The following is a 12,160-nucleotide window of genomic DNA, read 5'->3' as shown; positions in this document are numbered from 1 at the left end:
CAATTCGCCCCCAATACTAACTGTGAGGTAACAAGAAAAAAGGATACCCTATGAAGATTAATATTTCTGGTCATCATGTTGACGTTACTGAGGCTGTTAGAGCTCATATCAACGAGAAGTTCTCGAAAATTGCTAGCCATTTTCCATCATTAATATCACTCGATATTATTCTTTCAAAAGAACACAATAAGTATCAGGCTGAGATTAGTACAACCTATGAAGGCGCACGTTTATCAGTAAAAGCTGAAGATGATGTGATGTACCCAGCTATCGCAGGTGCTGCAAAAAAACTAGATGCATCACTTAAACATCGTAAAGGGCAAATGAAAGCCAAACTACACGAAAAGCCGGTCAGTACTACACCGGAAATTGCCCACGAAATCATTCAGGAAATGAACCTGAGCTAATTACAGAGCACTAGCCTAAGCGGCTAGACTTAAAACTAAATCTGAAAAAGCCAACCGTTGCGAAACGCTTGGCTTTTTTGGTTTTAATATTCAGCCGTCAGATTTAAATTCAAAAGTTAACGAGTTACTAGGGGAAAGAGTAAAGTTAGTGAGTTACTTGACACAGATTGTAAGTTGTCTAACTTGCTAACTTGCTAACTTGCTAACTTGCTAACTTGCTAACTTGCTAACTTGCTAACTTGCTAACTTGCTAACTTGCTAACTTGCTCTGCTTCCAATCTCACACAAAACGCTGTAAGTTGCTTGTTACTAAGAACAAAACACACAAAGCATATGCAATCAGCAGTATCAAATTGGCAATCTAAATTAAATGCTTTAGGGCCGGGGATTTTAATGGCGACAGCCGCCATTGGTGGCTCACATCTAGTAGCATCAACACAAGCAGGATCGTTATTCGGCTGGCAGCTATTTTGGCTAATCATTGTAGTAAACGTATTAAAGTACCCATTCTTTCGATTTGGCATGGAGTACACCCTTGCGACCAAACAAAGTTTAGTTGAGGGCTACAAGCAAAAAGGGCCGGGGTATTTCTATAGTTTTATTGCGCTTAATATTGTCGCTGCGGTAGTAAATACTGCAGGGGTTTTATTATTAACGGCCAGTCTGCTGCACTATGCATTACCTGTCACTGTTTCTGTAACCTTATTATGCTGGCTGATCTTAGCTGTGTGTTTGCTTATTTTGTTGTTGGGGCACTTTAAGGCGCTCGATAATGTCTCAAAGCTCATTATGGGGCTGTTAACGGTTACAACCGTGGCTGCGCTAGTTGTCGCTATTAATAATGGTGCTATGGCCCCAGTTGACTATGTGGGCCCGTCGCCGTATGAGCTTGCCATGCTTGGCTTTATGGTCGCGCTCATGGGCTGGATGCCTGCTCCTATCGAAATATCAGCAATCAGCTCACTGTGGCTAAAAGAAAAGCAGCATCAACAAGCCGTGACAAAGCAACAAGGCTTGTTTGACTTTAATTTGGGCTACTGGCTTACCGCAGCACTTGCGTTAGTGTTTTTTTCATTAGGTGTGTTAGTGCAATATGGCCAAGCACAAGCTGTGCAATTAGGTGGAGTCGCTTTTGCAAAGCAGCTAATTGATATGTATGCCCTCACTATGGGCGAGTGGGCAAGGCCACTGGTTTCAGGTATCGCTTTTTTATGTATGTTTGGCACCACGCTAACAGTGCTTGATGGCTACGCCAGAACATTAAATGAGTCACATAAACTGCTACCTATTAAACAATCTAAACACAGTTTAAATATGTGGTTATTACTACAAGCATTTGCAGGTATGGCAGTGATTTTATTCTTTAAATCAGCCCTTGGCCCAATGCTTACTTTTGCTATGACCCTCGCTTTTGTAACCACTCCTGTCTTTGCATGGCTGAACTTTAGCTTAGTACGCTCAGAACCCAGCATTCATCACTCACCTTTATTACGCACCTTAAGCTGGCTAGGCTTAGCTTATTTGGTGGGCTTTGCGCTAGTGTTTTTGGTTTGGAAACTCGCTTAGTTAGCGAGTTACAAGGGGAAAGAGTAAAGTTTTCGAGCTGCTTGACTTAGATAGTGGCCAGTTTAGGGTTTCTAACTTTCTAACTTTCTAACTTTCTAACTTTCTAACTTTCTAACTTTCTAACTTTCTAACTTTCTAACTTTCTAACTTTAACTCAACTCCCTAATCGCATTACTAATCCCATCTAGCGTGAGTGGGTACATGCGGTTGTCCATTAACTGCTTTATAAAATCTATCGATTGATAATAGCGCCAATGTTCAACGGGTTGTGGGTTGAGCCAAGCGACTTTATCAAAGTGATTGGTTATGCGGTTTAACCAAGCGCTGCCGGGTTCTTCATTCCAATGCTCAACGCTGCCTCCAGGGTAGGCGATTTCGTAAGGACCCATGGTGGCATCGCCAACAAAAATCACCTTGTAGTCGCTGGTGAACTTGTTAATCAAGGTCATGGTATCAATGACGTTAGAGTGACGACGTTCGTTGTCTTGCCAAACATGCTCATACAAACAGTTATGAAAATAGTAAAACTCAAGGTGCTTAAATTCGCTGTGAGCAGCGCTAAATAGCTCTTCGCAGGTATGAATGTAATCATCCATTGAACCGCCGATATCAAAAAGCATCAATACTTTTACTGCATTGTGGCGCTCAGGTGCCATTTTTACATCGAGCATGCCGCCTTGCTTTGCAGTTGCGCGGATGGTCTCGGTTAAATCGAGGGTATCGCTGGCGCCAGTACGGGCAAATTTACGCAGTTTTTTTAGAGCGAGTTTAATGGTGCGCGAGCCGATTTCACGGTCACTATCAAGGTTTCGGTAGCTGCGCTTATCCCACACTTTTACCGCACGGCGATGTCGGTTACCGTCTTGACCAATACGCACACCTTCAGGGTTATAACCATAGGCGCCAAATGGCGAAGTGCCACCGGTACCTACCCACTTATTACCTCCAGCATGGCGCTTTTGCTGCTCTTCAAGGCGTTGCTTGAGGGTTTCCATGAGTTTATCAAGGCCGCCCATGGCTTGTAATTGCGCCTTTTCTTCTTCGCTTAAATGCTTTTCAAACTCTTTGCGTAGCCAATCATCAGGCAAGGCATGTTGCTGTTTTAAGCTTTCGAGCAGATCAAGGTCGGCCACACCACTAAAATAATCTGCAAAGGCTTTATCAAAACGGTCAAAGTGGGTTTCGTCTTTTACCATGATGGTACGCGCCAAATAATAAAACGCGTCAACGTCGGCAAAAATAACCCCTTGCTTGAGCGCATTGATCAAATCAAGTAGCTCTCGCAAACTAACAGGTAAGCGGTATTCGCGAAGCTTGAAGAAAAACGCAATTAACATATTAACGGCGGCTCATAAACGCAAGTTTTTCGACTAGGCTAATGTCTTGCTCGTTCTTTAATAGTGCGCCAAACATTGGCATTAAGCCGCCTTTTTGGCTTTTATCATGCAGTGTTTTAGCGTCTATATCTTCGGCCATCAGTAGCTTTAACCAATCAAGCAATTCGCTGGTTGATGGTTTTTTCTTAATGCCGTTTACTTCACGTAGATTAAAGAACACCTCAAGTGCTTGGCGAACTAGGTCTTGTTTAACATGCGGGTGATGCACATCGATAATTTGTGCCATTTCTTCACTACTTGGAAAATCAATGTAATGGAAAAAACAACGACGTAAAAAGGCATCTGGCAGCTCTTTTTCGTTATTCGACGTAATGATCACAATCGGACGTTGCTTAGCAACCACGCGCTCGCCGGTTTCATAAACATGAAACTCCATTTTATCGAGCTCTAATAGCAAGTCGTTGGGAAATTCAATGTCGGCTTTGTCGATTTCATCAATCAATAGCACAGGGCGCTTGTTATGTTGCTCACCATAGGTAAAGGCTTGCCATAATTTCCCCTTTACAATGTAGTTGCTGATATCGTGCACACGCTCATCACCTAATTGGCTGTCGCGAAGGCGCGATACCGCATCATATTCATACAGGCCTTGCTGCGCCTTAGTGGTTGATTTGATGTGCCATTGAATTAGCGTGGTGTCTAAACTTTTTGCAAGCTCCTCGGCCAGCATGGTTTTACCTGTGCCGGGCTCACCTTTTATTAGCAGCGGCTTTTCGAGCAAGATCGCTGCGTTAACCGCTTGTTTTAATGAGTTACTGGCAATGTAGTTGTCGGTTGAATTAAAAAGCACGGTGTCACCTTATCTGGTCTGAGCAGTGATTAATAGCGTCATGATGCCACAGTTAGTCGGCGTCTGAAAGGTATGCAAAACGCGGTATCGTTTTACCCTCGACAGTGACGGTTTCTGTAAACATACTAAGCGGGCGTGCCCACATGCCAAATTCGCCGTATAGCGCTTGATAAATTACCAGTGGCTCATTCGTTTCGCTATGAGTAGCAACATATTCAACTTTGTATTTTGGACCTTTGTAATGTTGGTAAATACCGGGTTTGATTGTCATGTGTTTATCTCGCATCTTGGAGTCATTTGGGTATAATTGCAGTTTGCACATTTTACGCTGAAACAAACTGCCTAAACTATGAATTATATTTCGTTAGATGAATACAAAAAAGCCTGGGTTTTTCGTCATAAAGATATGCCGATAAGCAGCGAAGACGCAGCACAAATTAAACCAATGAGCGCTGAACGCGCTGCGGTTTTATGGACTACTATGGTGAGCCGCGAGCATGATCACCCTGACTTTTTTGATAAAACAGATTGGTGCGGCAAAGACGACAGCTTTTCAGAGACCATTAACTGGGAAAGTGCATGGGAAGCGGGCGATGAGCAGTTGCCAGAAGAAATCCTTAACCACTTAGAGTGGGAAGCAAACACCACTGTTTATTTTTGCATGGCTCGCGACAATATTATTGAAACCAGCTTTGCCGTTTTTAAACGTTGTTGGCAAAACTTTATGTTTTTAGCTGATGGTAGTTTGTTATTAGGTAAAAAGCGTGATGCAGTGGTGCAGTTTTTAGAAACTGGTAACGCAAAATTGGGTAAAAAAGGCGCAGTAAAGTAGCGCTCAATAAACGCTCTATGCTATAAAACAGTCAAGCAATTGTTTTATAAGAGCGCGCATTGTCTAAACCAACTTCACAGAGCGAACACTCGCAACAAGCCGAAATTTGGCAAACTGATGCCGAGCGAGCTTTGTATGCGCAGTTATGTAATGCATTTTATGCTCGTGAGATCCCGCGTTTAGTTGATGAACCTGATACAGCAAGGCTAAAACGTTTATTAGCAAGCCTGCCTTACTATATTGAGCGTTTAGCTATGCGTATTGTCAGTGGTGATGCGCCACTACAGCTCGATTCACAAAATGGCAGTTGGCTTGAAAAACAAAAAACAACGCCGCCTGTTTATAATAAAAAAGACTCAAAAGACTTTTATAGTCAACATGCTAAGCGCGGGTTAATTGTTCCCGTGCTAATTAATGACGAGCAATGTACAACCGTGCGCATAGACAGCTTAGATCAAGTAAGCGACAATAAGGTACATTGCAACGAGCTTGGTTGGTTTGATACTTCCGGTGAATCGCTAGAAAACACGCATATTCAATTGCTTAAGCCTGCAAAGGCGGTGATGGCAGCTGCGTGTTGCGGTCATCAATGGCAATTTAATAAACGCATCACACCTAAGCGTTTGTCATTAAGAGAAATGCTGCTAGCAAGCAATATAAATTGGCGTAATTTAAAACGCCCTTTGACTTAATTTAACCGCGAAGGAGTGTTCAATGCGGGTTTTTCAATTCGCCTTGTTGTGTTTGGCTTTATTTATTCAGTACCGCTTATGGTTTGGCCATAATGGGGTGCAAGATTACACTCGTTTAAAACAAGCGGTTACCTCTCATCAAGACACCAATGCGAAATTATTAAAGCGCAATAAAGTGCTCAAAGCCGATATTGAAGACTTAAAACTCGGTCAAGAGGGCATCGAAGAGCGGGCGCGTAATGAATTAGGAATGATTAAACCTGGCGAAACCTTTATTCGCGTATTACCAGGTCAACAGCAAAATGAACACTAAGCAAACTATCACCGCCATTGTTCCCGCTGCGGGAGTAGGGAGTCGAATGCAGCATTCGGCGCCAAAGCAGTATATTGAACTTGCGGGTAAAACTATTTTAGAACATACCTTAAGTAAACTTGCAGAACTTAACGAATTAAACACCATCAAAGTAGCAATTAGCGATGATGACGGCTACTTTGGTGATTTACCACACATAGATAAGCGTATTGAGCGTGTGAGTGGTGGTAAAGAGCGCGCTGATTCTGTGCTTAACGCCTTGCTATCACTTGCTGACAACCCACCTGATTGGGTACTTGTTCACGATGCGGCAAGGCCGTTAGTGTGTCTGGCAGATATTCAGCGTTTAATGACTGAATGTATTGCTGCCAATGAAGGCGGTATTTTAGCGTCAAAAGTAAAAGACACCATTAAGCGCGGTCATACACACAGTGAGCAAACGGTGCCACGTGATGATTTATGGCAGGCACTCACCCCTCAGTTTTTCCCTTATCAAGCGCTGACTAATGCGCTATCAAGTGCCCTTAAAAATGGTGTGACTATCACTGATGAGGCATCGGCAATTGAATGGGCTAAGCAGCCTGTTAAGCTGGTTGCAGGTCGCAGTGACAACATTAAAATCACCACCCCAGAAGATTTAGATTTAGCAGCATTTTTACTGCAAAAACAACAAAACGAGAGTACCTCATGATTCGAATTGGCCATGGCTTTGATGTACACAAATTTGGCGGCGAAGGCCCGTTGGTAATTTGTGGTGAAAAAATAGATTACCCACAAGGCTTTTTAGCTCATTCAGATGGTGATGTTGCTATTCACGCATTGTGTGATGCCATTTTAGGCGCATTGGCAATGGGTGATATTGGCAAGCATTTCCCTGATACTGCTAGCGAATACGAAAATATTGATAGCCGAATTTTACTACGCCACGTGGTTGGGCTTGCTAAAGAGCAAGGTTATGTACTTGGCAATGCCGATGTGACGATTGTTGCGCAAGCACCAAAAATGTTGCCGCATATTCAAGCTATGCGTGAAAACTTATGCCAAGACCTTGAAGCTGATATTTCACAAGTTAATGTGAAAGCAACAACCACTGAGAAGCTTGGGTTTGAAGGCCGCAAAGAAGGTATCTCAAGCCACGCAGTGGTGATTATGAGCAAACAAAGCGCATGAGTGAGTTAAACTACCTTTACGGTAAACCTCTTTCTAAGGCTGACTTTAAAACTCATGCCGAAGACTTCATGGTTGATGAAGACTTAGGTATTGAGTTTACCGGTTCTGGTGAACATGTTTGCTTGCAGGTTGTAAAAAAAGGCGAAAATACTCAGTTTATTGCGAAACGCATTGCCGAAAAAGCAGGCGTATCTCCACGTGATGTGAGTTATGCAGGCTTAAAAGACCGCCATGGCGTGTGTACTCAATGGTTTAGCGTGCCAGTTCCAATTAAAAAGCATATAGAATTTAGTGAACTGAATAACGAGCAATTTTTTGTAATATCGCAACAGCGCCATAATCGTAAGCTCAGAACTGGCTGCCATAAAGGCAACCGCTTTACCATTACATTACGTAATGTCACTGAGCCGCTGGATATTTTGTGCCGTATCAACGCGGTGCGTGCTGGTGTGCCTAATTACTTTGGCGAGCAGCGCTTTGGCCATGGTGGTCACAACCTTGAAATGGCAAAGCGCATGTTTGCTGGAGAGCGTATCCGCGATAAAAAATTGCGTGGCTTAGTTATTTCAGCTGCACGCTCTTATGTGTTTAATGAAATCGTGAGCATGCGAGTTGCCGAGCATGGCCTTGCGAAAACAATGCACCGCGAAGTGTTTATGCTCAGCGGCAGTAATGCATTTTTTGAAGACAATATTAGTGATGACAATATTGCGCGCTTAGCGTCTGGCGATATTGTGATGTCGGCACCTATGGTTGGTAAAGGCGAAAAAGGCCTGACCGAAACCGAAAAAGTCTGGCTCGAACCTTATCAGTCTTGGATAGAGGGCCTTAGCGAACTTGGCCTTAAGAATGAGCGTAGAATGTTACGACTTATTCCTGATTTATTAGCTGTTGAAACGATTGATGAAACTACTTTAAAGTTAAGTTTTGGTTTACCAAAAGGCTGTTTTGCTACCGCCCTGCTGCGTGAGCTGGTGGACTATCAAGATGCAAGCCCCAGAGAACAAAAACAAAAGGATGCGTAAATGAAAATCTTATTGAGCAATGATGATGGCGTACATGCTAAAGGGATTGCGGTTTTGTATCATGCATTGACGCAAATAGCAGATGTGACCTTAGTAGCGCCAGATCGTAATTGTAGTGGCGCAAGTAATTCATTAACGCTCATGAACCCATTGCGTGCAACCACCCTTGATAATGGCTTTATTTCGATTAATGGCACGCCGACTGACTGTGTGCATTTGGGAGTTAATGAATTAGTCGAGCAGCAGCCAGATCTAGTGGTTGCAGGAATAAACCACGGCGCCAACCTAGGTGATGATACCTTGTATTCAGGTACAGTAGCAGCGGCCACTGAAGGGCGCCACTTAGGACTGCCGGCGATTGCTGTGTCGTTATGCTCTAAAGAAGGAAATCACTTTGAAACTGCAGCTGCGGTTGCGGTGAGTATTATCAAAGAGTTGGCATCGCACCCATTACCGAAAGATCAAATCATCAACTTAAACGTGCCAGATATTCCGCTTACAGAGCTTAAAGGAGTTAAGGTAACCCGTTTAGGTTCGCGTCATAAAGCTGAAACCATGACGAAACAACAAGACCCATGGGGCCGTGACATTTATTGGTATGGTACCCTTGGTGCTGAAAGTGATGCAGGTGAAGGCACTGATTTTTATGCCATTAATAATGGTTATGCATCAGTGACCCCGCTTAGTGTTGATATGACGGCGAAAGAGAGCTTACAAGCCGTCGATAGCTGGTTAGCAAATATGGAGATTAATAGTGCTGACTAATTATAATCGCAGTGCACTGGCATTAGCTGAACTATTAAAACGCGAGGGTGTAGAAGATAGTACTGTGCTTGAAGCGATTGCCTCAACACCCAGACACATTTTTATCGATGATGTTTTGCAGCACAAAGCTTATCAAAATACCGCACTGCCAATCGGCCAAGGGCAAACGATTTCGCAGCCATATATTGTCGCACGCATGACAGAGCTACTTCGCTTAGCAGGCGTACGTGATAAAGTGCTCGAAATTGGCACAGGCTCTGGCTACCAAACGGCAATACTGGCAAAAACCTTCACTAAAGTGTGCTCGGTAGAGCGTATAAAAGCATTGCAATGGCAAGCAAAACGCCGTTTGCACAAGCTTGATTTATATAATGTCACCATGAAACACGGTGACGGCTGGCAAGGTTGGCAGTCGCAAGCTCCATTTGAGGGGATTATTGTTACTGCCGCTGCGGCCACTATGCCACAAGGACTTCTGGCACAACTTGCTGATGGGGGCGTTATGATTGCACCTATTGGTGAGCAAGATCAGCAATTAATGATGGTCGTTAGAAATGGCGACACTTTTACAGAACATAAAGTTGCACCAGTACGATTTGTACCTTTGGTACCTGGTGATATTGAATAGGACGTTAAACTTTGAAGTTGTTTACTAAGTTATATGATATGGCGCTGGTATGGGCCAAACATCGCCATGCAGAGCGTTATTTAGCAGGGATGAGTTTTGCTGAATCTGTTTTTTTTCCGGTGCCACCGGATGTCATGCTAGCACCTATGTCGCTTGCTCAGCCAGATAAAGCATGGCGCTTTGCCAGCTTTACGACTATTGCTTCAGTGATTGGCGGTATTTTAGGTTACTTACTTGGCTTTTGGTTATTCGAACCAGTAGTCGAACCGCTGATTGCGCAAATGGGTTGGCAAGCCAAATTTGACACAGCGCTAAGTTGGTTTGAAAACTATGGTGTATGGGTTGTGTTTTTAGCGGGCTTCTCTCCTATACCTTATAAGGTTTTCACCATAGGTGCAGGTTTGATGCAAATGGCATTCTTGCCATTTTTAATTGCCTCGGCAATAGGTCGTGGCGCGCGTTTCTTCTTAGTGTCGGCTTTAATGAAGTGGGGCGGCGTTAAAATGGAGCAAAAATTACGTCAATATGTTGAAGCGCTTGGCTGGGGATTAGTTGTTTTAGTTGTGGTTGCGTACTTTTTACTACGATAACCCGCAAAACCATTAAACTAGTACGATAAGGAGCATTTTACGATGAGCAGGCAGTTAACAGTCTATGTTACTTTGTTTCTTAGTATTTTGCTCTTTGGTTGTACTTCTCGCGAAGCACCGGCACCGGTTAGTAGTTTAGATAATAAAGTTAAACCCGCCACACGCAAAGTAAATATCTCTGGCTCAAAATATGTAGTCAAAAAGGGCGATACTTTGTATTCAATTGCTTTTAGCGCTCAGCAAGATTTTCGAACGCTCGCAAAAATAAACGATATTCCAGTACCTTATACCATCTTCCCTGGGCAGAGTATTTCGCTCACAAAATCGGCACAAAAATTAAAAAAGACGAAAAAATATACGAATTCGAGTAAAAAGTCTACTGTTTCTATACAAAAAAATAACAAAAAATTAAAGAAAGGGCTTGATCAGCCAAAACAACGAGAGTATGTTCAGAAACAAGCCAACAAAATAATTAGTGAAAAAAGCAGTAATTCTAATGCCAAAGTTGTATGGGGCTGGCCTGCAAAAGGTAAAGTCACAAAACGCTTCTCTAATAAAGAGAACGGCTTTAAAGGATTACAGATCACTAATAAACAAGGGGCTTCTGTTTTAGCTGCTGCACATGGAACTGTGGTATACGCGGGCAACGCATTGAGGGGTTACGGTAATTTAATCATATTGAAACACAATGATGATTACCTAAGCGCTTACGCGCACAATTCAAAGTTGCTTGTAAAGGAAAAACAGGAAGTAAAGGCAGGGCAGAAAATAGCAGAAATGGGCAGTTCAGACTCTTCGGTTACGGCTTTGAGATTTGAAATTCGTTATCGGGGTCAAGCAGTCAATCCTGCTAAGTATCTACCTTAGCCATTTAGGGTATTGATAAAGTGATTTAGCTCAATCACATATTTGCTCGGGAGGACGCTTATGGGTCACACAGCAAAACTTGAGAAAAAAACTGACGCGATTGACGATAAATTTGATGACACGGTAGTCGAAGAAGAGTCTTCTGAATTACTTGAAGAAGTCGACAACGAAGATGAAATTTTTGCAAAAGAAGAAGTTGCCAAGAATTTAGATGCTACACAGCTGTATCTTGGTGAGATTGGTTTTTCTCCGCTGCTAAGCGCAGAAGAAGAAGTTTATTTTGCTCGAAAAGCACTGAAAGGCTGCGAAGCCTCTCGCAAGCGAATGATTGAAAGTAATTTACGTTTAGTGGTGAAAATTGCCCGCCGCTACAACAACCGTGGCCTCGCGCTACTAGACCTTATTGAAGAAGGTAATTTAGGCCTTATCAGAGCCGTTGAGAAATTTGACCCAGAACGAGGTTTTCGTTTTTCAACTTATGCAACTTGGTGGATACGTCAAACCATTGAACGTGCCATCATGAACCAAACACGTACGATTCGTTTACCTATTCATGTGGTCAAAGAGCTTAATGTTTATTTAAGAACAGCCCGTGAATTAACGCAGAAACTTGACCATGAACCAACCGCAGAAGAAATTGCAGAATGCTTAGATAAGCCGGTTGAAGATGTCACTAAGATGCTGCGTTTAAACGAAAAAATCACCTCAGTGGATACACCTATCGGCGGTGAAAATGACAAAGCGTTATTAGATATTATCGCCGATGAAAAAGACTATGGTCCAGAAGGCGAAGTACAAAATAATGACATCAACAAGCACATTGTTGATTGGCTTGGAGAATTAAACCCGAAACAGCGTGAAGTACTTGCTCGTCGTTTTGGTTTACTAGGCTATGAGCCATCAACCCTTGAAGATGTTGGTCGTGAAATTGGCTTAACACGTGAACGTGTAAGACAAATTCAAGTGGAAGCATTACGTCGCTTAAAAGACATTTTGCAACACGAAGGGTTAAGTACAGATAGCCTATTCGACCAATTCACCTGATTTGACAACAATACATAGGCCTTCGGGTCTAGAACACACAAAAAAGCTGACGTTTACGTCAGCTTTTTTTATAT

16 protein-coding genes are annotated in these 12,160 nt (G+C 42.9%); 13 read left to right on the top strand and 3 right to left on the bottom strand.

Annotation, left to right across the window (positions count from 1 at the left end; genetic code table 11):
- Positions 1–50: 50 nt before the first annotated feature.
- Positions 51–407, top strand: a complete 357-nt coding sequence (gene hpf, locus NFU46_RS07600; protein WP_054551132.1) for a ribosome hibernation-promoting factor, HPF/YfiA family — start codon at positions 51–53, stop codon at positions 405–407.
- Between the two features lie 333 nt (positions 408–740).
- Entirely contained in the window at positions 741–1,973 is a 1,233-nt protein-coding gene (locus NFU46_RS07595) for an NRAMP family divalent metal transporter (protein WP_251600962.1), read from the top strand.
- A gap of 149 nt (positions 1,974–2,122) precedes the next feature.
- On the opposite strand, the gene NFU46_RS07590 is transcribed toward NFU46_RS07595, so the two are convergent.
- From NFU46_RS07590 to NFU46_RS07580, 3 genes are read right to left on the bottom strand one after another with little or no spacing between them, the layout of a single operon-like run.
- Positions 2,123–3,310 carry a VWA domain-containing protein gene (locus NFU46_RS07590; RefSeq protein WP_054551134.1) on the bottom strand — a complete coding sequence of 396 codons (1,188 nt, stop codon included), beginning with the start codon at positions 3,308–3,310 and terminating at the stop codon, positions 2,123–2,125.
- Between the two features lies 1 nt (position 3,311).
- Positions 3,312–4,160 carry a MoxR family ATPase gene (locus tag NFU46_RS07585; RefSeq protein WP_058585777.1) on the bottom strand — a complete coding sequence of 283 codons (849 nt, stop codon included), beginning with the start codon at positions 4,158–4,160 and terminating at the stop codon, positions 3,312–3,314.
- Positions 4,161–4,212: 52 nt separating this feature from the next.
- Entirely contained in the window at positions 4,213–4,446 is a 234-nt protein-coding gene (locus tag NFU46_RS07580; protein WP_371319660.1) for a DUF1653 domain-containing protein, read from the bottom strand.
- 63 nt (positions 4,447–4,509) lie between these two features.
- Here NFU46_RS07580 and NFU46_RS07575 point away from each other — a divergent pair, with 63 nt between their 5' ends.
- The 11 genes from NFU46_RS07575 to rpoS are packed head-to-tail and all read left to right on the top strand — an operon-like array spanning position 4,510 to position 12,086.
- On the top strand, positions 4,510–4,992 hold the full coding sequence (locus tag NFU46_RS07575) for a DUF2947 domain-containing protein (protein ID WP_062564834.1): 483 nt from the start codon (positions 4,510–4,512) through the stop codon (positions 4,990–4,992).
- Between the two features lie 59 nt (positions 4,993–5,051).
- On the top strand, positions 5,052–5,684 hold the full coding sequence (locus NFU46_RS07570; RefSeq protein WP_054560904.1) for a hypothetical protein: 633 nt from the start codon (positions 5,052–5,054) through the stop codon (positions 5,682–5,684).
- A 22-nt stretch (positions 5,685–5,706) separates the two neighbouring features.
- Positions 5,707–5,997, top strand: a complete 291-nt coding sequence (gene ftsB / locus NFU46_RS07565; RefSeq protein WP_054560903.1) for a cell division protein FtsB — start codon at positions 5,707–5,709, stop codon at positions 5,995–5,997.
- Positions 5,987–6,688: a 2-C-methyl-D-erythritol 4-phosphate cytidylyltransferase gene (gene ispD, locus NFU46_RS07560; protein ID WP_251600960.1), complete on the top strand. Its 702-nt coding sequence runs from the start codon at positions 5,987–5,989 to the stop codon at positions 6,686–6,688. Before ftsB ends, ispD begins: the two co-directional genes overlap by 11 nt.
- A complete protein-coding gene (gene ispF / locus NFU46_RS07555) occupies positions 6,685–7,167 on the top strand; it encodes a 2-C-methyl-D-erythritol 2,4-cyclodiphosphate synthase (protein WP_055198208.1) in 483 nt (160 codons plus the stop codon). The genes ispD and ispF overlap by 4 nt, the downstream gene beginning before the upstream one ends.
- Entirely contained in the window at positions 7,164–8,192 is a 1,029-nt protein-coding gene (truD, locus tag NFU46_RS07550; RefSeq protein WP_251600958.1) for a tRNA pseudouridine(13) synthase TruD, read from the top strand. Before ispF ends, truD begins: the two co-directional genes overlap by 4 nt.
- The gene (gene surE / locus NFU46_RS07545; RefSeq protein ID WP_054560899.1) at positions 8,193–8,957 is read left to right on the top strand and encodes a 5'/3'-nucleotidase SurE; all 765 of its coding nucleotides are present in this window, start codon (positions 8,193–8,195) and stop codon (positions 8,955–8,957) included. It abuts the gene before it with no gap.
- A complete protein-coding gene (locus NFU46_RS07540; protein ID WP_054551144.1) occupies positions 8,947–9,585 on the top strand; it encodes a protein-L-isoaspartate(D-aspartate) O-methyltransferase in 639 nt (212 codons plus the stop codon). Before surE ends, NFU46_RS07540 begins: the two co-directional genes overlap by 11 nt.
- 11 nt (positions 9,586–9,596) lie before the next feature.
- Complete coding sequence (locus NFU46_RS07535; protein ID WP_054551145.1) at positions 9,597–10,175, top strand: YqaA family protein; 579 nt, start codon at positions 9,597–9,599, stop codon at positions 10,173–10,175.
- A 42-nt stretch (positions 10,176–10,217) separates the two neighbouring features.
- Positions 10,218–11,042, top strand: coding sequence for a peptidoglycan DD-metalloendopeptidase family protein (locus NFU46_RS07530; protein ID WP_251600956.1), 825 nt, complete (start codon positions 10,218–10,220; stop codon positions 11,040–11,042).
- Between the two features lie 60 nt (positions 11,043–11,102).
- Positions 11,103–12,086 (top strand): RNA polymerase sigma factor RpoS, encoded by a 984-nt coding sequence (rpoS, locus tag NFU46_RS07525; protein WP_054551147.1) that lies wholly within the window; start codon positions 11,103–11,105, stop codon positions 12,084–12,086.
- Positions 12,087–12,160: the final 74 nt, after the last annotated feature.

Source organism: Pseudoalteromonas sp. NCCP-2140, assembly GCF_023708065.1.
Lineage (GTDB): Bacteria > Pseudomonadota > Gammaproteobacteria > Enterobacterales > Alteromonadaceae > Pseudoalteromonas.
Note: the sequence above shows the minus strand (reverse complement) of the source record. Positions and strands in the feature narration are given on the sequence as shown.

Bases quoted from the DNA above. Each gene is read 5' to 3' on its own strand.
- hpf (WP_054551132.1), top strand. From the start codon at position 51: ATGAAGATTAATATTTCTGGTCATCATGTTGACGTTACTGAGGCTGTT.
- NFU46_RS07595 (WP_251600962.1), top strand. From the start codon at position 741: ATGCAATCAGCAGTATCAAATTGGCAATCTAAATTAAATGCTTTAGGG.
- NFU46_RS07590 (WP_054551134.1), bottom strand. From the start codon at position 3,310: ATGTTAATTGCGTTTTTCTTCAAGCTTCGCGAATACCGCTTACCTGTT.
- NFU46_RS07580 (WP_371319660.1), bottom strand. From the start codon at position 4,446: ATGCGAGATAAACACATGACAATCAAACCCGGTATTTACCAACATTAC.
- NFU46_RS07575 (WP_062564834.1), top strand. From the start codon at position 4,510: ATGAATTATATTTCGTTAGATGAATACAAAAAAGCCTGGGTTTTTCGT.
- ftsB (WP_054560903.1), top strand. From the start codon at position 5,707: ATGCGGGTTTTTCAATTCGCCTTGTTGTGTTTGGCTTTATTTATTCAG.
- ispD (WP_251600960.1), top strand. From the start codon at position 5,987: ATGAACACTAAGCAAACTATCACCGCCATTGTTCCCGCTGCGGGAGTA.
- ispF (WP_055198208.1), top strand. From the start codon at position 6,685: ATGATTCGAATTGGCCATGGCTTTGATGTACACAAATTTGGCGGCGAA.
- truD (WP_251600958.1), top strand. From the start codon at position 7,164: ATGAGTGAGTTAAACTACCTTTACGGTAAACCTCTTTCTAAGGCTGAC.
- surE (WP_054560899.1), top strand. From the start codon at position 8,193: ATGAAAATCTTATTGAGCAATGATGATGGCGTACATGCTAAAGGGATT.
- NFU46_RS07530 (WP_251600956.1), top strand. From the start codon at position 10,218: ATGAGCAGGCAGTTAACAGTCTATGTTACTTTGTTTCTTAGTATTTTG.
- rpoS (WP_054551147.1), top strand. From the start codon at position 11,103: ATGGGTCACACAGCAAAACTTGAGAAAAAAACTGACGCGATTGACGAT.